General features: G+C 66.9%; 19 protein-coding genes and 1 riboswitch. Of the genes, 16 read left to right on the top strand and 3 right to left on the bottom strand.

The genetic code is table 11. The features are described from left to right. Positions 1–15: 15 nt before the first annotated feature. From G5S35_RS13145 to G5S35_RS13135, 3 genes are all read right to left on the bottom strand, one after another. Complete coding sequence (locus G5S35_RS13145; RefSeq protein ID WP_082992121.1) at positions 16–1,332, bottom strand: MFS transporter; 1,317 nt, start codon at positions 1,330–1,332, stop codon at positions 16–18. Positions 1,333–1,719: 387 nt separating this feature from the next. After that, positions 1,720–2,511 (bottom strand): SDR family NAD(P)-dependent oxidoreductase, encoded by a 792-nt coding sequence (locus G5S35_RS13140; RefSeq protein WP_183038368.1) that lies wholly within the window; start codon positions 2,509–2,511, stop codon positions 1,720–1,722. Then, positions 2,508–4,265 carry an ABC transporter ATP-binding protein/permease gene (locus G5S35_RS13135; protein WP_074987157.1) on the bottom strand — a complete coding sequence of 586 codons (1,758 nt, stop codon included), beginning with the start codon at positions 4,263–4,265 and terminating at the stop codon, positions 2,508–2,510. The genes G5S35_RS13140 and G5S35_RS13135 overlap by 4 nt, the downstream gene beginning before the upstream one ends. A 500-nt stretch (positions 4,266–4,765) precedes the next feature. Further along, positions 4,766–4,878: riboswitch (TPP riboswitch) on the top strand. A gap of 170 nt (positions 4,879–5,048) precedes the next feature. On the opposite strand from G5S35_RS13135, the gene G5S35_RS13130 reads away from it, so the two are divergent. From G5S35_RS13130 to hisD, 16 genes are all read left to right on the top strand, one after another. Further along, the gene (locus G5S35_RS13130; RefSeq protein WP_110328913.1) at positions 5,049–6,260 is read left to right on the top strand and encodes an FAD-dependent oxidoreductase; all 1,212 of its coding nucleotides are present in this window, start codon (positions 5,049–5,051) and stop codon (positions 6,258–6,260) included. Between the two features lie 88 nt (positions 6,261–6,348). Further along, positions 6,349–6,546 (top strand): sulfur carrier protein ThiS, encoded by a 198-nt coding sequence (gene thiS / locus G5S35_RS13125; RefSeq protein WP_065062715.1) that lies wholly within the window; start codon positions 6,349–6,351, stop codon positions 6,544–6,546. 52 nt (positions 6,547–6,598) lie between these two features. After that, on the top strand, positions 6,599–7,414 hold the full coding sequence (locus G5S35_RS13120; RefSeq protein ID WP_065062713.1) for a thiazole synthase: 816 nt from the start codon (positions 6,599–6,601) through the stop codon (positions 7,412–7,414). After that, complete coding sequence (gene thiE / locus G5S35_RS13115) at positions 7,414–8,526, top strand: thiamine phosphate synthase (RefSeq protein WP_082992120.1); 1,113 nt, start codon at positions 7,414–7,416, stop codon at positions 8,524–8,526. The genes G5S35_RS13120 and thiE overlap by 1 nt, the downstream gene beginning before the upstream one ends. Before the next feature lie 168 nt (positions 8,527–8,694). After that, on the top strand, positions 8,695–9,516 hold the full coding sequence (locus tag G5S35_RS13110) for an ABC transporter ATP-binding protein (RefSeq protein WP_065062711.1): 822 nt from the start codon (positions 8,695–8,697) through the stop codon (positions 9,514–9,516). After that, entirely contained in the window at positions 9,513–10,289 is a 777-nt protein-coding gene (gene mlaE / locus G5S35_RS13105; protein WP_065062709.1) for a lipid asymmetry maintenance ABC transporter permease subunit MlaE, read from the top strand. The genes G5S35_RS13110 and mlaE overlap by 4 nt, the downstream gene beginning before the upstream one ends. Positions 10,290–10,413: 124 nt before the next feature. Continuing rightward, complete coding sequence (gene mlaD, locus G5S35_RS13100) at positions 10,414–10,992, top strand: outer membrane lipid asymmetry maintenance protein MlaD (protein ID WP_065062821.1); 579 nt, start codon at positions 10,414–10,416, stop codon at positions 10,990–10,992. A gap of 11 nt (positions 10,993–11,003) precedes the next feature. Continuing rightward, positions 11,004–11,996: an MlaA family lipoprotein gene (locus G5S35_RS13095; protein WP_065062707.1), complete on the top strand. Its 993-nt coding sequence runs from the start codon at positions 11,004–11,006 to the stop codon at positions 11,994–11,996. 215 nt (positions 11,997–12,211) lie between these two features. Next, complete coding sequence (locus G5S35_RS13090) at positions 12,212–12,844, top strand: MlaC/ttg2D family ABC transporter substrate-binding protein (protein ID WP_110328893.1); 633 nt, start codon at positions 12,212–12,214, stop codon at positions 12,842–12,844. Then, positions 12,841–13,107, top strand: coding sequence for an STAS domain-containing protein (locus G5S35_RS13085; RefSeq protein WP_183038367.1), 267 nt, complete (start codon positions 12,841–12,843; stop codon positions 13,105–13,107). Before G5S35_RS13090 ends, G5S35_RS13085 begins: the two co-directional genes overlap by 4 nt. 223 nt (positions 13,108–13,330) lie before the next feature. Beyond that, a complete protein-coding gene (locus G5S35_RS13080) occupies positions 13,331–14,266 on the top strand; it encodes an ABC transporter ATP-binding protein (RefSeq protein ID WP_065062701.1) in 936 nt (311 codons plus the stop codon). Continuing rightward, a complete protein-coding gene (locus G5S35_RS13075; protein ID WP_065062700.1) occupies positions 14,263–15,018 on the top strand; it encodes an ABC transporter permease in 756 nt (251 codons plus the stop codon). Before G5S35_RS13080 ends, G5S35_RS13075 begins: the two co-directional genes overlap by 4 nt. 27 nt (positions 15,019–15,045) lie before the next feature. Further along, positions 15,046–15,285 (top strand): BolA family protein, encoded by a 240-nt coding sequence (locus G5S35_RS13070; protein ID WP_065062699.1) that lies wholly within the window; start codon positions 15,046–15,048, stop codon positions 15,283–15,285. A gap of 108 nt (positions 15,286–15,393) precedes the next feature. Then, positions 15,394–16,656 carry a UDP-N-acetylglucosamine 1-carboxyvinyltransferase gene (gene murA / locus G5S35_RS13065; protein WP_065062698.1) on the top strand — a complete coding sequence of 421 codons (1,263 nt, stop codon included), beginning with the start codon at positions 15,394–15,396 and terminating at the stop codon, positions 16,654–16,656. Beyond that, positions 16,653–17,351, top strand: a complete 699-nt coding sequence (gene hisG, locus G5S35_RS13060; protein WP_065062697.1) for an ATP phosphoribosyltransferase — start codon at positions 16,653–16,655, stop codon at positions 17,349–17,351. Before murA ends, hisG begins: the two co-directional genes overlap by 4 nt. A gap of 66 nt (positions 17,352–17,417) precedes the next feature. Then, positions 17,418–18,737: a histidinol dehydrogenase gene (gene hisD, locus G5S35_RS13055; protein WP_065062819.1), complete on the top strand. Its 1,320-nt coding sequence runs from the start codon at positions 17,418–17,420 to the stop codon at positions 18,735–18,737. The last annotated feature ends 238 nt before the right edge of the window (positions 18,738–18,975 follow it).

Below are 18,975 nucleotides of genomic sequence, written 5' to 3'. Positions count from 1 at the left end.
GCAGCATGTTCGGGCTCATCGTGCAGCGGAGTCCGCAGGCGGCCGGGCTTGCTTCTGAGCTTGCTGATCGGCAACGTCTGACGCACCATGATCGGCCAGCACCTTGCCCTTCGTTTCCGGCAGACACAGCGCCGAGACGATCACGAGCAGATAGCCCGCGCCCGCCACCGTACCGATCGCTTTCACGAGCGTCGTGGTCTGCGCGAGCGTGCCGACGAGGATCGGAAAGAACGAGCCGAGACCGCGTCCGAGGTTGTAGCAGAAGCCCTGTCCCGAGCCGCGGATCGCGTTCGGGTAAAGCTCGGAAAGATAGGCGCCGACGCCCGCGAAAATGCCCTGCACGACGATGCCGAGCGGAAAGCCGAGCGCGAGCATCGCGGCATCGGTGATCGGCAGCATCGTGTAGGCCATGCCGAGCGCGAACGAACCGATCGCGAACAGGATGAACGACGCGCGCCGGCCGATCTTGTCGCACAGAATCGCGCCGACGATATAGCCCGTGAACGACCCGACGATCAGCACGATCAGATAGCCGCTCGTGTTGAATACGGACAGATGGCGCACCGTCTTCAGATAGGTGGGCAGCCAGGTGGTGATCGCGTAGTAGCCGCCGAGCATGCCGGTGCACAGCGCGCTGCCGAGCAGCGTGGTCGCCAGATGCGCGGGCGCGAAGATCTGCAGGAAGTGGCCTTGCACGTCGCCGGCCTCGCGCGCGCGGCGCGTCTGCAGGAACACCTCGGGGTCGCTCACGTTGCGGCGCACGTAGAGAATCCACAGCGCGGGCAGGATGCCGATCCAGAAGCACGCGCGCCACGCGTATTCCTCGGGCAGCAGCGCGAAGAAGGCCCAGTAGAGAATCGCCGCCGCGCCCCAGCCGAACGACCAGCTGCTCTGCACGGTGCCCACGGCCTTGGCGCGATGCTGCGGCGAGCGGATCGTCTCGGCCATCATGATCGTGACGACCGACCATTCGCCGCCGAAGCCGACGCCTTGCAGCGTGCGCGTCGCGAGCAGTTGCCAGAACGAGTGCGTGAAACCGGAGAGACAGGTGAAGAGCGCGAACGTGGCGATGGTCCATTGCAGCACGCGCACGCGGCCGTAGCGATCGGCGAGGATGCCCGCGAGCCAGCCGCCGATCGCCGACGAGATCAGCGAGCTGGTGGCGATCATGCCCGCCTCGCTTTTCGTCATGCCCCACGTGGCGATGAGCGTCGGGATCAGGAACGAGTAGATCATGAAGTCGAACGCATCGACGGCGTAGCCGCCGAAGCCCGCGTAGAGCGTGCGGCGCTCGCGTGCGTTCAGTTCCTTGAACCATTGAAATGCTGCCATCGCGCGTCGTCCCCAGGATTGTTGTGCGCGCCACGACCGGCGTGGCGACGGGTGGCGAAAGCGGCGTCCGGTGGCGCGGGCCGCTGGCGATGCGTCGAGGCGCGCGCTGCTGGCGGGCCGCCGATGCTCGAACGGCGCTATTTTACGGTGCGACAGGCTGTCGCGGCCAGGGAAGCCCTCAGGATGCGGGGCATTGTGTGCGCTTTCGCTCGCGATTTTGCGCGATGGTGCACGCGTGTTCGCTTCACGTGCGATTTGCGTGGGCGATGTTTGCGCTGCGTGCGCGGTTTGCTGATGGAGCGCGATGTGGCGCAGGTGTCGCGCAGGTGTCGCGCGTGGCGTTTGATTCGCCGGCGAGCGAACCAATGCGTGATGCGCGCGGGAGAATCAGCCCAGCGTCAGTCCGCCGTCGATGTGGATGGTCTGGCCGGTGATGTGACGCGCGGCGTCGGAAAGCAGGAAGGCGATCAGTTCGGCGATATCGGCGGGATCGGCCACGCGGCCCAGCGGCGTGACTTCGGCGGCGCGCGCCCACGCGGGGGCGTTCTCCGGCGTGGGACCGGCGTCCTTGCGCGTGTAGCCGGGCGCGACGCAATTCACGCTCACGCCGTGCGGAGCGAGTTCGGCGGCGGCGGTTTTCGCGAGCGATTCGAGCGCGGCCTTCGCGGCGGCCGTGGCCGCGAACGGCGCGTCGGCGCGATAGCGATGCGCGACGAACGAACTCACCGCCACCACGCGTCCGCGCGCCGAGCGTATCAGCGCGGGTTGCGCCCTGCGAACGAGCGACGCGAACGCGGCGGGCATCGCGGCGAACGCGGCGCCGAGCACATCGGTGTCGAGTGCGGCCAGCGTCTGGCGCTGCGCGTGGCCCGCGTTGGCGACGAGCTGATCGAGCGCGCCGAAGCGTTCGAGCGTGGCGTCGATCAGATGCGCGGCGGGTTCATTGGCGAGATCGGCAAGATCGGCGCAAGCCGTCGCGCAGACCGCGCCGCGCGCTTCGCACGTTTGCGCGACATCGGCGAGACGGGTGCGCGAGGCCGCGTCGGCGCCGCGTGCGTGCAGCATCAACGCCACCCCTGGCGCGGCGAGCCTGCGCGCGAGCGCCGCGCCGATGCCGGAGCCCGCGCCCGTGATCAGGACGACGCGTTCGCCGGACGCCGCGCGGCTTTCGGCGCTCACGCCGCCACGCGCTCTTCAGGCGAGCGAGCGATTTCGAGCGTGTCGTGGTGATACGCCTCGAGCGATTCGCGATGCGCCACGCTCACGATCGCCGCCTTCGGCAGACGCTCCATGAAGAGCTTGTAGAGACGGCTTTCGTTGTCCGGATCGAGCGCGCTGGTCGCTTCGTCGAGGAACAGATAGTCGGGCTTGTGCAGCAGCACGCGCGCACCCGCGAGACGCTGCTGTTCGCCCGGCGAGAGCACGCGCGTCCAGTGCGCCGATTCGTCCAGACGATCGACGTAGCCTTCGAGACGGCAGGCGCGCAGGGCTTCGCGGCAGTCTTCGTCGCTGTAGTCGTCGGCGGGCGAGGGGTAGGTGAGCGCGGCCTTGAGCGTGCCGATCGGCAGATAGCTCTGCTGCGGGATGAACATCATGCGCGCATCCACGGGCGCGTCGATCGAGCCTTCGCCGAACGGCCAGAGGCCCGCGAGCGCGCGCATCAGCGTGCTCTTGCCCGCGCCCGACGGGCCGCGCACGAGCCAGCGCGAGCCCGGCTTGATGGCGATGTCACGCACTTCCGAAAGCGGCTGGCCATTGGGCAGCGCGAGCTTGAGGTGCTCGGTGCTCAGTTGCTCCGCGTCGACGTAATGCAGATTGATGCCGCCATGCTCGGTGGCCGGCGAGACGCTTTCCTTCAGACGCGGCGAGTGAACCACGCGCACGAATTCGCGCAGACGGTTCACGGTGGCGCGCCACTCGACGAGGCTCGCGTAACTGTTGATGAACCACGAGAAGCAGTCGCTCACGGTGCCGAAGGCCTGCGAGATCTGCATCAGCACGCCGAACGTGAAGGCGCCCGCAAAGTAGCGCGGCGCGGCCACGACGAGCGGGAAGATGATGGCGATCTGGCCGTAGAAGCTCAGCACGAAGGTGAGGCGCTTCGTGTACTTCATCACGCGCCACCAGTTTTCGCGGATGTGCTCGAAAAGGCCCTGCGCATTGCTGCGCTCGGTTTGCATGCCGTCGTAGAGCGCGATCTGCTCGGCGTTTTCACGCAGGCGGATCAGGCCGAAGCGGAAGTCCGCTTCCACCTTTTGTTGCTGATAGTTGATCGACACGAGCGGGTGGCCGACCTTCTGGATCACGAGCGACCCGAACACGGCGTAGAGCGCGGCGGCCCAGACCATGTAGCCCGGAATCGTGATGGGCGTGCCGCCCAGCGAGAAGGTGAGCGCGCCCGCGATGGTCCACAGGATCGTGATGAACGAGATCAGCGTGACGACCGTCGAGAGCAGGTCGAGCGTCAGCGAGAGCGTGCTGGTGGCGAACGATTGCAGGTCGTCGCTGATACGCTGGTCGGGGTTGTCGGCGAGACGGTCGCGCTCGATGCGGTAGAACGCGCCCTGCCGAAGCCAGTCGTTCAGATAGTGCGTGGTGAGCCACTGGCGCCAGCGGAAGCCGAGCATCTGGCGAAGATACCGCCCGTACACCGCCAGGATGATGAAGCCGAACGCAAGCGCCGTGAAGATCATCAGCAGATGCGGGAACTGTTTGACGTCCTTGGTTTGCAGGGCGTTGTAGAAGTCCGCGTTCCAGCCGTTCAGACGCACGTTGATCCACACAACGGCGAGATTCATCGCGATGATCGCGACGAGCAGGCCCCATGCGATCCAGCGTTCCTCGGACACCCAGTAGGGCTTGATGAGGCTCCAGGCCGTGATCTTGTGATGCTCGTTCTGATCCGGCGTGGCGCGGGGAGTGTGGTTGGTCATGAGCGTCCTGATGTTGTGCCCTGATGGTGTTGCCGTGTATGTCCGGTATGCCGCCTTGCGCCGTCCTTTGCCGCGTCTTTCGCGAACGCGGCGCGAGTCGCGTACGGCACGCGGTGGGCGGACTTGCTAGCGATTCTGTCGCGAGCCGCTTAAGTGAGTCTTAATGCCACGTTGGGCCACGCTCGGCCACGTTGGGCCACGCGCGCCCCATTCTCTCACCGCCCGAAAGCGGCCGGGCGGCATACGGGGTTCGGGGCATTGTGCCAGAGCGCCGCTTGCGCCCCCCATTTTGAGGGGCCGCCGCGGCCCGCGCGTGGAGACGAAAAGGCCGCCGGGCGCACTGAGCGGCACAGCCCGGAAAGCAGCGGAAAGCGCGTGAAGAAAACACAGAAAAACCCGCACAAAACCCCACGAAAACGCCCGCAATGCAGCATCGGCAGCCTATAAACCGGCCTGCCGGGCGGTTTGCGGCGCGCGCGCCTTTTGTGGTCTAATGACTGCTGACGAAACAGGGGTGCTTCACCGGTATGCCTGCATGCCGCCGTGAGGCTGAGAGAGACCCTTCGCACCCGATCCGGGTAATACCGGCGCGGGAAGTTTCCGGAAAGTCTTGCTGGCGCCGCTTTTTCGAGTCCGTTCCTCCGGTTCGGGCGTGGCGTCCAGATTCCCGCCGGGCAACGCGTGCAGTGCAGTTAGTTTTCGCGCGCATCGTTTGCACGGCCGGCTTTGCCAGCCGGTTTCGTCCTTGGGTACGCATGCTTGTTGCCGTACGGAAAGGATCCGATGACCGCACCTTCTTCACCTCAATCAGTTCGCTCCCCGATTCTGGAAGCCTCGCCGGATGCTTCGGCGTCCTCTGTCGTGCCCGATTTCGCCGTGCTCGGCGGCGGCCTGTGCGGACGCCTCGTCGCGTGGCGACTCGCGGGCGCCGGGCATCGCGTGGCGCTTTACGAGCGCGGCGGTCCCGAGGGCGGTGAAGCCGCGGCCTGGGTCGCGGCGGCCATGCTCGCACCGCTCGCGGAAGCCGCCGTCGCCGAACTGCTGATCACCGAACTGGGCGTCGAATCGCTCGACACCTGGCCGCGCATTCTCGCCGAGCTGCCCGAACCCGTCTTCTTCCAGCGCAACGGCACGCTCGTGGTCTGGCATCACGCCGACCGCACCGAGGCGCCGCTGTTCGAGCGCCGCGTGCGCGCCAACGCGCCGCGCGCGCTCGCCGACGCGCATTTCACGACGCTCCAGGGCGCTCAGCTCGACGCCGCCGAACCGGCGCTCGCCGGGCGTTTCGCGCGCGGCTGGCTGCTCGACGGCGAAGGTCAGCTCGACAACCGCCAGGCGCTGGCCGCGCTCGCCGCGGGCCTCGCGCAGCGCGGCGTGCAAACACACTGGAACACCACGGTCGACGACGCGAATCCGCCGCCCGCGCGCGTGACGATCGATTGCCGCGGACTCGGCGCGAAACCCGCGCTGCCCGCGCTGCGCGGCATCCGCGGCGAAGTCGCGCGCGTGCACGCGCCGGGCATCGGGCTCACGCGTCCGGTGCGCCTGCTGCATCCGCGTTATCCGCTCTATATCGCGCCGAAGCAGAACGATGTCTACGTGATTGGCGCGACCGAAATCGAAGGCGAGGACCGCTCGCCGGTGAGCGTGCGCTCGGCGCTCGAACTGCTGAGCGCGGCGTTCGCCGTGCATCCGGCGTTCGGCGAGGCGCGCATTCTCGAACTCAATTCGCAGTGCCGCCCGACCTTGCCCGACCATCGCCCCGCGCTCTTCTGGGACGGCGACAACACGTTGCGCGTGAACGGCCTCTATCGCCACGGTTTCATGATCGCGCCCGCCGTCGCCGACGAAGCGGTGCGAGTGGCCGAAGCCTTGCTGGCCGGACGCATGCAGAACGCCGACGGATTCGAGGCGCTGCGCGCCGAATCGCGCTGGCCGGCGATGCTGCACGACCGCCGCGCCGAAGCCGCGCCGCGTGCGCACGAACCGGCCTGAGCGCGTCGCTATCCGCGAACAGGAACACGATGGACACGACGGCGCGCCGCTTGCGCCGCATGAAACACACGTAGTCAGACGAATCGTTATGGACATTCAGATCAATCAGAAGCCGCTCACGCTCCCCGAGGGCGCGACCGTCGCCGACGCGCTGGTCGCGTTCGGCGCGCGTCCGCCGTTCGCCGTCGCCGTGAATGGCGATTTCGTGGCGCGCGCCCAGCATGGCGCGCGCGCATTGTCGGCGGGCGACCGCCTCGACGTCGTGAGCCCGGTGGCCGGCGGCTGATACGGCCGCTAGCCGATCCGCGCGCCCACGCCACCCGACCAGGATTTCCGCCATGACCACGCTTCAACCGACCGCCGACGCGCTCACGCTCTACGGCGAAACTTTCCAGAGCCGCGTGCTGCTTGGCACGTCGCGCTATCCGTCGCTGCAATCGCTGTCCGATTCGATGGCGGCCGCGCGGCCCGGCATGATCACCGTCGCGCTGCGCCGCCAGATGAACGAGGGCGGCGCCGAAGCCGGCTTCTTCGATCTGCTCAAGCGCCACGGCGTGCCGCTGCTGCCGAACACGGCGGGCTGCCTCACCGTCAACGAAGCCGTCACCACGGCCCACATGGCGCGCGAGGTGTTCGACACCGACTGGATCAAGCTCGAACTGATCGGCGACGACTACACGCTCCAGCCCGATCCGGTCGGCCTGATCGAAGCCGCCGCGCGGCTCGTGAAGGACGGCTTCAAGGTGCTGCCGTACTGCACCGAGGACCTCGTGATCGGCCGTCGTCTGCTCGACGCGGGTTGCGAGGCGCTGATGCCGTGGGGCGCGCCGATCGGCACCGGCAAGGGCGTGATCAATCCGTACGGTCTGCGCGTGCTGCGCGAGCGGCTGCCCGACGTGCCGCTGATCGTCGATGCGGGCCTCGGTCTGCCGTCGCACGCGGCGCAAGTGATGGAGTGGGGTTTCGACGGCGTGCTGCTGAACACGGCGGTCGCGCAGGCGACGCATCCCGACGCGATGGCGCGCGCGTTCGCGCTGGGCGTGGAGGCGGGGCGCAGCGCGTTTCTCGCCGGACCGATGGCCGAGCGCGAAGCCGCTGTGGCGAGCACGCCGGTCGTCGGCATGCCGTTCTGGCACCAGGATGGAGGCAAGTAATGAGTGAAACGTTGCATTTTCAGGGCCGTGAATTGTTCTGGCCGCCCGCCGACGCGCTGACCGCCACGGCGGAACGCATCCGCGCTCGACTGGGCGACTGGGCGGCGACGCAGGCGCCGTGGCGCATCTGCCTGACGCCGCCCGACGCGCCCAACGGCGGCGATCTGATCGTCGTGACCGACGCCGCGCCGCATCTCGCGAACATCGCGCGCTGGATGACGCAAGGCGCGGGCGTGATCGAAGCTGCCGGCGACGATCCGCGCGAGGCGCGCGTCACGCTGCATCTGGGCGGCGAGCGCTACGCGCTCGAAGGCGCGCTGGCCGAGGACTGGATCCCGGCGCTGGCGGCGTTCCTCGACTGCGGTTTCGATCCGCACGACGCGCTCGTGCTCGCACTCGCCTGGCGCGACGGCGACGAACAGCAAACCGACGCCTGGCCGGTCGACATCGCGCGCTTCCCGCGCGTGCTCGGTCTTCCCGACGCGCCCGCGCAGCCCTTCGCGCCTTGCCCGGCGCGGCTCGGCCTGTATCCCGTGCTGCCGAGCGCCGACTGGGTCGAGCGCGTGCTCGACTACGGCGCGACGACCGTGCAGTTGCGCAGCAAGCAGCCTGAATCGCCGGAACTTACGCGTGAAATCGAGCGCTGCGTCGCGGCGGGCCGCAAGCACGACGCGCAATTGTTCATCAACGATCACTGGCAGGCCGCCCTGGCGGCGGGCGCTTACGGCATCCATCTGGGTCAGGAAGATCTGCGCGAAGCCGATCTGAACGCGATCGCGGCGTCGGGCACGCGCCTCGGTCTGTCGACGCACGGCTATTTCGAGATGCTGACGGCGCTGCACTTCCGTCCGAGCTATATCGCGTGCGGCGCGGTGTTCGCCACCACCACCAAGCAGATGCCGACCGCGCCGCAAGGTCTCAAGCGTCTCGCACGCTACGTGCAGCTGCTCGACGGCGTGGTGCCGATGGTCGCGATCGGCGGCATCGACGCCGCCGCCTTGCCCGCCGTCCTCGCCACCGGCGCGCCGTGCGCTGCCGTCGTGCGCGCCGTCACGGAAGCCGCCGATCCGGCTGCCGCCGTTGCTGCGCTGCGCAACGCGTTTACGCAATAATGGTCCGCCTCGTCGCCGGTCGCGCCCCTGTTGCGTGACCGGCGCGAGGAGCGAGCAGCGGGGCCTTTCACGGCCTTTCCGACTGCATCAAGCGGCATGGGCGCATCACGGCAGCAATTCCACGATGGCCCTATAATCCCGCCTTCGTGTAAATGGACTGTCAGCCACGTGCCCTCAACCTCTGAGACCCTTCTGGAGCTGCGCGACGTCGACTTCGGTTACGGCGATCGGCTCGTCCTGTCCGGACTGAACATGCGCTTCGGGCGCGGTCAGGTCATTGCGGTCATGGGCGGCTCCGGCGGCGGCAAAACCACGGTGCTGCGCCTGATCGGCGGCCTGGTGCGGGCGCAGCGCGGCCAGGTGCTGTTTCACGGCCAGGACGTCGGCGCGCAAACGCGCGAAGGCCTCTACGCGCTGCGCCGCAAGATGGGCATGCTGTTCCAGTTCGGCGCGCTGTTCACCGACATGTCGGTGTTCGACAACGTCGCGTTCGCCCTGCGCGAGCACACCGACCTGCCCGAAGAACTGGTCCGCGACCTCGTGCTCATGAAGCTCAACGCCGTGGGCCTGCGCGGCGCGCGCGACCTCGCGCCGTCGGAAATCTCGGGCGGCATGGCGCGCCGCGTCGCGCTTGCGCGCGCAATCGCGCTCGACCCCGAACTCATGATGTACGACGAGCCCTTTGCAGGGCTCGACCCCATTTCTCTCGGCATTACCGCGAATCTGATCCGCACGCTCAACGACGCGCTCGGCGCGACGTCGATCCTCGTCACGCACGACGTGCCCGAGTCGTTCGCGATTGCCGACTACGTGTATTTCCTCGCGAACGGCAAGGTGCAGGCGCAGGGCACGCCCGACGAACTGCGCGCCTCGACCGATCCGATCGTGCGCCAGTTCATCGACGGCGCGCCGGACGGCCCGTTCCGTTTCCACTACCCGACGAACGTGCCGCTCGGCGCGGACTTCGGCATTGGCGGAGGCCGCTCATGACCGGCGCCATCAGTTCAGTCGGCCGCGCAGTGCTCGACGCCATCGCGCGCGCGGGCCATGCCACGCGGTTTTTCGTGCGCCTCGTGCTGGAATTTTTCCCGCTGCTGCGCCGTCCGCGTCTTGTCACGAAGCAGATCCACTTCGTCGGTAATTATTCGCTGCTGATCATCGCGGTCTCGGGCCTGTTCGTCGGCTTCGTGCTCGGTCTCCAAGGCTATTACACGCTCAACCGCTATGGTTCGGAGCAGGCGCTCGGTCTGCTGGTCGCGCTGTCGCTCGTGCGCGAGCTGGGTCCGGTGGTCACGGCGCTGCTGTTCGCGGGTCGCGCGGGCACTTCGCTCACGGCCGAAATCGGCCTGATGAAGGCGGGCGAGCAGCTCACGGCGATGGAAATGATGGCGGTGGACCCGGTGCGCATCGTGGTGGCGCCGCGCATGTGGGCGGGCGTGATCGCCATGCCCATTCTGGCGGCCATTTTCAGCGCGGTCGGCGTGCTGGGCGGTTATGTGGTGGGCGTGCTGCTGATCGGCGTCGATTCGGGCGCGTTCTGGTCGCAGATGCAAGGCGGCGTCGATGTCTGGGCCGATGTCGGCAACGGCGTGATCAAGAGCATCGTGTTCGGTTTCGCCGTCACGTTCACCGCGCTGTATCAGGGTTACGAGGCGAAGCCCACGCCCGAAGGCGTGTCGCGCGCGACCACCAAGACGGTGGTGTACGCGTCGCTCGCGGTGCTCGGCCTCGACTTCCTGCTCACCGCACTGATGTTCAGCTAAATAAAGCCAGGCGCTCCGGCGTCTCGCGTTTCGACCGGGTCGAACGCGAACGGCGGGGCGACGCGGCAGGCGCAACGGGCTTTCGGGCCGCGCGCCGCCGCAACGGATTCTCATTGGGATGACGATGAAAAAGACTGCTCTCGACTTCTGGGTCGGCCTGTTCGTGGTGCTGGGCTTCATTGCCCTGCTGTTTCTCGCGCTGAAGGCCGGGAACATGAGCTCGCTGTCGTTCCAGGCGACTTACCCCGTGAAGCTCAAGTTCGACAATATCGGCGGCCTCAAGCCGCGTGCGCCCGTGAAGAGCGCGGGCGTGACCGTGGGTCGCGTGGCGTCGATCGGCTTCGACTCGAACACGTACCAGGCGCTGGTCACGATCAATCTCGACCAGCAGTATCAGTTTCCGAAGGATTCGTCCGCGAAGATCCTGACCTCGGGTCTGCTCGGCGAGCAGTACATCGGTCTGGAGCCGGGCGGCGACACGGAAATGCTCAAGGCCGGCGATACCATCTCGATGACGCAGTCGGCCATCGTGCTCGAAAACCTGATCGGCCAGTTCCTCTACAGCAAGGCTGCCGACTCGGGCGCGTCGAAATCGGGTAACAGTGGAAGTGGGGCCGCAAATGGTCCGGCAGGCGGGGATAGCGCCGCGCCGGTCCAGGCACCCGCGCCGGCAGCAGCCGGTTCGGGCGCGGCGGCGCAATAAGGAGAAAAACGATGATGACCACACGCATGCGCGCCGTTTCGATCGGCGTCGCGGCGCTCGCCCTCACGGCGTGCTCGACGGTGCAGACGCCGTCGAAGGACGATCCGTGGGAAGGCTTCAACCGCACCGTCTACACCTTCAACGACAAGGTCGACCAGTACGCGCTCAAGCCGGTCGCGAAGGGTTACGTGAAGATCACGCCGCAGCCGGTGCGTGACAGCGTGACGAACTTCTTCGCGAATATCGGCGACGTCTACAACGCGGCCAACAACCTGCTGCAGCTGAAGATCACCGACGGCGTCGAAGACATCATGCGGATCGTGATCAACACGGTCTTCGGTGTCGGCGGCCTGTTCGACGTGGCGACGCTCGCCAAGCTGCCCAAGCACAATCAGGACTTCGGCCTGACGCTCGGCCACTACGGCGTGCCCGCCGGTCCTTACCTCGTGTTGCCGCTGTTCGGGCCGAGCACGGTGCGTGACGGCGTGGGCCTCGTCGGCAACTACTTCATCAACCCGCTCACCTATGTCGATCCGGCGGCGCTCTCGTGGGGCCTCTACGGCCTGAACGTGGTGAGCACGCGCGCGAATCTGCTGGGCGCGAGCGACCTGCTGGAAGGCGCGGCGATCGACAAGTACTCGTTCGTGCGCAACACCTACCTGCAGCGCCGCCGCTATCTGCTGTCGGACGGCCACGCGTCGTCGGATGGCAGCCTGCCGGACTACGGCGACACGCCGCCGCCGAACTACGAAGACGCCGATCAGGGCGCGGCGGCAGCGGCGCCGGCATCGGGCGCGGCACGTGCTGCTACGCCTACGGCGGCCAGCATGGCGCCCGCCGTGCCGGAAGGCGCGTCGGCCACGGTTGCTGCACCGGCCACGCTGGAAGGTCCGGCTGGCGCAGCGGCGGAGCCGGCTTCGGCCGCCTCGCAGACCACGGTGCCGGGCGGCGACGTCGTCCCGCCCGCGCGCATCGGCTTTCCGAGCCTCCTGCGTCTGCGTTGAGAGGCGGCGGCGGGTGGTTCGCGCGGGGTGGAACGCCGGTTCGCCGGCGTCCGGAGCGCTCAGGTCCGACGTAACAAGCTGAAACGCTTGTCGCAATTTCCTGGCACTCTTTGACTCAGTGCGATAGAACTCGCGTGCTATCGTTGGCTCGAATAACAGGCGCGATTCGGGGCTCATCGCCCGCAATCGCGCCTCCCCAACTTGCAGGACTCACTATGAAAAAATTCTTGTTGTTCCCGATTTTCGCCATGTTCTTCGCGTTCGCCGGCACGGCATCCGCGCAGACCGTCGACACCAGCAACCCCGACGCGATGGTCAAGACGATCACGCAGCAGGTCATGGACCAGATCAAGGGCGACAAGTCGATCCAGTCCGGCGACATCAGCAAGATCACGCAACTGGTCAACGAGAAGATCCTGCCGTACACCGACTTCCGCCGCACCACGCAGCTCGCGATGGGCCGCAACTGGCGCGCGGCAACGCCCGACCAGCAGCAACAGGTCATCGAACAGTTCAAGACGCTGCTGATCCGCACGTACTCGGGCGCGCTCGCCCAGGTGCGCGACCAGCAGATCGACTACAAGCCGTTCCGCGCGAACCCGGACGACACCGACGTCGTGGTCCGTTCGACCGTTGTGAACAACGGCCAGCCGATCGAACTCGACTACCGCCTGTACAAGACGGCGCAAGGCTGGCGCGTGTATGACATCAACGTGCTCGGCGCGTGGCTGATCCAGGCGTACCAGCAGCAGTTCCAGGAAAAGATCCAGCAGGGCGGCGTGCAAGGGCTGATCAGCTTCCTCACGCAGCGTAACCAGCAGCTGGCTTCGGGCAAGGCCGCTTCGTGAGCGAGCGCTTCGCCACCGGCGCCACGCTGACCCACGAGAGCGCGAAGGCCGCGCTCTCGGCGGGGCTCGCGCAGATCGCGTCGGGCGCGACCGCCGTCGACTGCGCGCCGCTCACGCAGTTCGATTCGTCCGCGCTCGCCGTGCTGCTCGCCTGGCAGCGTGCCGCGAGCCAACGCGGCGCCATCCTGAACGTCGTCAATCTGCCCGCCGCGCTCGCGTCCCTCGCGCGCGCCTATGGCGTCGATTCGCTCCTCCACGAGTGACATTGACGCGCGGCGGCTCGCCGAGCCGCCGCGTCCTCCTTCAAGTCAACGCCAGGCCCAGGCCGGGCCTTCCGACTTGGCCTATAATCAAATGTTTTTTGGGCGTTGCCCCGGCTCGATCGGGTAGCGCAGCAGACGGCCTGTGCCGTCCCCAATTCCGGTCTTCCCCGCAGCATTGATGCACTTACCGGCCGCACCGTTTACCACGGGCGGCGTCCGAGTCATGCCAGCCATAGAAATCCGCAACGTCAAGAAGCGCTACAAAGAGCTTCAGGCGCTCAAAGGCGTCAGCTTCACGGTCGAAGAGGGCGAGTTCTTCGGGCTGCTCGGCCCGAACGGCGCGGGCAAGACGACGCTCATCAGCGCGCTTGCCGGCCTCGCGCGTGCCGACGAAGGCACGATCGAAGTCCGCGGCCACGACGTCGTCACCGATTACCGCAACGCGCGCCGCAATCTCGGCGTCGTGCCCCAGGAACTGGTGTTCGATCCGTTTTTCACGGTGCGCGAGACGCTGCGCATCCAGTCCGGCTACTTTGGTCTGCGCAATAACGACGCGTGGATCGACGAAGTCATGGCCAATCTCGACCTCACCGAGAAAGCCGACGTCAACATGCGCGCGCTGTCGGGCGGCATGAAGCGCCGCGTGCTGGTCGCGCAGGCGCTGGTGCATCGTCCGCCCGTGATCGTGCTCGACGAGCCCACGGCCGGCGTCGACGTCGAACTGCGCCAGACGCTCTGGAAGTTCATCGCGCGCCTGAACCGCGAAGGGCACACCATCGTGCTCACCACGCACTATCTGGAAGAAGCGGAAGAACTCTGCGACCGCATCGCCATGCTGCGCCGCGGCGAAGTCGTGGCGCTCGAACGCACGAGCACGCTGCTGCAGCGCTTCGCGGGCACGCAACTGTTCCTGCGCTTCTCGGAAGGCGCACTGCCGACCGAATTGCGCGCGCTCGAAGTCGATACCTCGAATCTGCCGAACGGCGGCGGCAATCAACATCTGCTGCGCCTGAACAGCTACGACGACGTGGAGCGCATCCTCGCGCTGTGCCGCGCGAACGGCTGCAAGCTCGAGGAAATGGAAGTGCGCAAGGCCGATCTCGAAGACGTCTTCGTGCAGGTGATGAACGGTCCGGAAGTGATCGAGGGGCTCGCATGAGCGGTTTCCGTACGCTGTTTTACAAAGAAGTGCTGCGTTTCTGGAAGGTCGCCTTCCAGACCGTGCTCGCGCCGGTCATCACCGCGCTGCTCTATCTGACGATCTTCGGTCACGCGCTGCGCGGCCACGTGGAGGTCTATCCGGGCGTCGAGTACACGAGCTTCCTGATTCCGGGTCTCGTGATGATGAGCGTGTTGCAGAATGCGTTCGCGAATTCGTCGTCGTCGCTGATCCAGTCGAAGATCACGGGCAATCTCGTATTCGTCTTATTGCCGCCGCTGGCCGCCTGGGAGATGTTTGGCGCCTACGTGCTCGCCTCGATCGTGCGCGGCCTCGCCGTGGGCGCGGGCGTGTTCGTCGTGACGATCTGGTTCATTCCGATGAGCTTTGCCGCGCCGCTTTACATCATCGCTTTCGCGGTGCTCGGCTCGGCGATTCTCGGCACGCTCGGCCTGATCGCCGGGATCTGGGCCGAGAAGTTCGACCAGCTCGCGGCGTTTCAGAACTTTCTCATCATGCCGCTCACGTTCCTGTCGGGCGTGTTCTATTCGACGCATACGCTGCCGCCGGTGTGGCGCGAAGTGTCGCGGCTCAACCCGTTCTTTTACATGATCGACGGCTTCCGCTACGGTTTCTTCGGCTTGTCCGACATTAACCCGCTCGTGAGCCTCGCGATCGTTTTCGTCTTTTTCGTGGTGCTGGCCGCGCTCGCGATGCGTCTGCTCGCAAGCGGCTACAAGCTGCGCCACTAAGTGAAATTCAGGCAGGAGCCTCTCACCATGTTGTCTTCGGAACAGCTCAAGCAGTACATCCTGGCCGGGCTCGCGTGCGAGCATCTGGAGGTCGAGGGCGACGACGGCACGCACTTCTCCGCGGTCGTCGTTTCGTCGGCTTTCGAAGGCAAGCGTCTGATCCAGCGCCATCAGCTCGTCTATGCGGCGCTCGGCGACCGCATGCGCGCGGAAATCCACGCGCTCAGCATGAAGACGCTCACGCCCGCCGAATGGCAGAACGCATAATCTGGAATCTCAGTGCGAATTACCCAGGATAAAGGCGCCGCAGCCAGCGGCGCCGCTCAACTCGACGCAGCGCCGCACAGCGGCCGCACCGATCAGGAAACCTCAGGCATGGACAAACTCGTCATCGTCGGCGGGCAGAAGCTCGCAGGGGAAGTCACCGTTTCCGGTGCGAAGAACGCCGCGCTGCCCATTCTCTGCGCCGGTCTGCTGAGCGCGGAACCCGTTCATCTCGACAACGTGCCCGACCTACAGGACGTGCGCACGACGCTCAAGCTGCTCAACCAGATGGGCGTGCGCACGAGCCAGGACGGCGCGCGCGTGCAGCTCGACGCCTCGAACGTGAACAACCTCGTCGCGCCGTATGAACTGGTCAAGACCATGCGCGCCTCGATCCTCGTGCTCGGGCCGCTCGTCGCGCGCTTCGGCGAGGCGAAGGTGTCGCTGCCGGGCGGCTGCGCGATCGGCGCGCGTCCGGTCGATCAGCACATCAAGGGCCTGCAGGCGATGGGCGCCGAGATCAGCATCGAGCACGGCTTCATCGAAGCACGCGCCAAGCGCCTGAAGGGCGCGCGCATCGTCACCGACATGATCACGGTCACCGGCACGGAAAACCTGCTGATGGCCGCCGTGCTCGCCGACGGCGAGACGGTGATCGAAAACGCCGCGCGCGAACCGGAAGTGGGCGACCTCGCGCACCTGCTGGTGGCGATGGGCGCGAAGATCGAGGGCATCGGCACCGACCGCCTAGTGATTCAGGGCGTGGACAAGCTCCACGGCGCGCAGCACACGGTCATCCCCGACCGCATCGAAGCGGGCACGTTCCTGTGCGCGGTCGCGGCGGCGGGCGGCGACGTCACACTGCGCCACGTGCGTCCGCACATTCTCGACGCGGTCACGGACAAGCTGCGCGAAGCCGGCGTGACGATCGAAGAGGGCGACGACTGGATGCGCGTGCGCATGCACGAACGCGCGCGCGCCGTGAACCTGCGCACCTCGGAATACCCGGCGTTCCCGACCGACATGCAGGCGCAGTTCATGGCGCTCAACACGATCGCCGACGGCACCTCGCAAGTGGTCGAAAACATCTTCGAAAACCGCTTCATGCACGTGCAGGAACTGAACCGCCTGGGCGCGCACATCACGATCGACGGCAAGACCGCGCTGATCGCGGGCGTGGAAAAACTCTCGGGCGCGAAGGTCATGGCGACCGATCTGCGTGCGTCGGCGAGCCTCGTGATCGCCGCCATGTGCGCCGAAGGCGAAACGCTGATCGACCGCATCTATCACCTCGACCGTGGCTACGACCGCATGGAAGCGAAGCTCACGAAGCTCGGCGCGAACGTGAAACGCATCAAGGGGAGCGAAGCATGAGCACGGTCGAATCCCGGCCCACGCCGGCCGCCGCCTCCAGCGCGCCGCTGACGCTCGCGCTCTCGAAAGGCCGCATCTTCGAAGAGACGATGCCGTTGCTGGCCGCCGCGGGCGTGCACGTGGCCGAAGACCCGGAAACTTCGCGCAAGCTGATCCTGCCGACCACCGATCCGAACCTGCGCGTGATCATCGTGCGCGCGACGGACGTGCCCACCTATGTCGAGTACGGCGCGGCCGACTTCGGCGTGGCGGGCAAGGACGTGCTCAACGAGCACGGCGGCGGCGGGCTCTACCAGCCGGTCGATCTCGACATCGCGCGCTGCCGTCTGTCGGTGGCCGTGAAGGCGGGCTTCGACTACGCGAACGCGGTGCGCCAGGGCGCGCGTCTGCGCGTGGCGACCAAGTACACCGAAGCCGCGCGTCAGCATTTCGCGGCCAAGGGCGTGCACGTCGATCTCATCAAGCTGTACGGCTCGATGGAACTGGCGCCGCTCGTCGGCCTCGCCGACGCGATCGTCGACCTGGTGAGCACCGGCGGCACGCTGCGCGCCAACAATCTGGCCGAAGTCGAAGAGATCATGCCGATCTCGTCGCGCCTCGTCGTCAATCAGGCGGCGCTCAAGCTCAAGCGCGCCGCGCTGCGGCCGTTCCTCGACGCGTTCGAACGCGCGTCGCGCGGCGAGCAGGCCGCATAAGTAGTCCGCGCGCCGCGCGCCTCGTGTGAGGCGCCGCGCGCACAACCGATACGGATGGATACCAGCATGGCTATCACGATGCGCAAACTCGATTCCAGCGCCGAAGGTTTCAAGAAGGCGCTGCACGCGGTGCTCGCTTTCGAGGCGAGCGAGGACGAAGCCATCGAGCGCTCGGTCGCGCAGATCCTCGCCGACGTGAAGGCGCGCGGCGACGCCGCCGTGCTCGAGTACACGAACCGCTTCGACCGCCTGAACGCCACGAGCGTCGCGGCGCTCGAACTGCCGTTCAGCGAACTCGAAGCGGCGCTCGAAAGTCTCGAACCGAAGCAGCGCGCGGCGCTCGAAGCGGCGGCGGCGCGCGTGCGCGGCTACCACGAGAAACAGCGCATCGAGTGCGGCTCGCATAGCTGGCAGTACACCGAATCGGACGGCACCGTGCTGGGCCAGAAGGTCACGCCGCTCGACCGCGTCGGCCTGTACGTGCCGGGCGGCAAGGCGGCGTATCCGTCGTCGGTGCTGATGAACGCGATTCCCGCGCGCGTCGCGGGCGTGCGCGAGATCGTCATGGTCGTGCCTACGCCGGACGGCGTGAAGAACCCGCTCGTGCTGGCGGCCGCGCTGATCTCCGGCGTCGACCGCGTGTTCACGGTCGGCGGCGCGCAGGCGGTGGGCGCGCTCGCCTACGGCACGCAGACCATTCCGCCTGTCGACAAGATCTGCGGCCCGGGCAACGCCTATGTGGCCTCGGCCAAGCGCCGCGTGTTCGGCACCGTCGGCATCGACATGATCGCCGGTCCGTCGGAAATCCTCGTGATTTGCGACGGCACGACCGATCCGCGCTGGGTCGCGATGGACCTGTTTTCGCAGGCCGAACACGACGAACTCGCGCAGTCGATCCTGCTGTGCCCGGACGAAAGCTTCATCAAGCGCGTGGAAGCCGCCATCGACGAGCTGCTGCCGACCATGCCGCGCGCGGACGTGATCGCCACGTCGCTCACGAATCGCGGCGCGCTCGTGAAGGTGCGCGACATGGCCGAAGCCTGCGCGATCGCCAACGACATCGCGCCGGAGCATCTGGAAATCTCGGCGCTGGAGCCGCAGAAGTGGGGCGCGGAAATCCGCCACGCGGGCGCGATCTTCCTCGGCCGCTACACGAGCGAAAGCCTCGGCGACTACTGCGCCGGCCCGAATCACGTGCTGCCTACGTCTCGTACCGCACGTTTCTCGTCGCCGCTGGGCGTCTATGATTTCATCAAGCGTTCGAGCCTGATCGAAGTCAGCGCGGAAGGCGCGCAGACGCTGGGCGAGATCGCGGCGGAACTGGCTTACGGCGAAGGGCTGCAAGCCCACGCGCGCAGCGCCGAATACCGCATGAAGCAGAGCTGATCGGGCCGCGCCGGTCGAGCAGCACCGATCGGCGTCGTCGAGCCCGGTTCGCGGCGCCGCCCGGCGCTAAGGCCGCGCCCGATGCCTGGAAATCCGAAGTAACCAGCCGGGCCACGGCAGTCAGCAATGTGCCAGGGTCCCGCGAATGCCTTGCCAAAGGCACCGATAACAACCCGAGACCAACGATCACCTGGACGGTCATGCAGCCGGGCGCTGCGAACCGACCGTTCCTGCCGGC

Origin of the sequence: Paraburkholderia tropica (genome assembly GCF_014171495.1) — a bacterium.
Classification (GTDB): Bacteria; Pseudomonadota; Gammaproteobacteria; order Burkholderiales; family Burkholderiaceae; genus Paraburkholderia; species Paraburkholderia tropica.
Note: the sequence above shows the minus strand (reverse complement) of the source record. Positions and strands in the feature narration are given on the sequence as shown.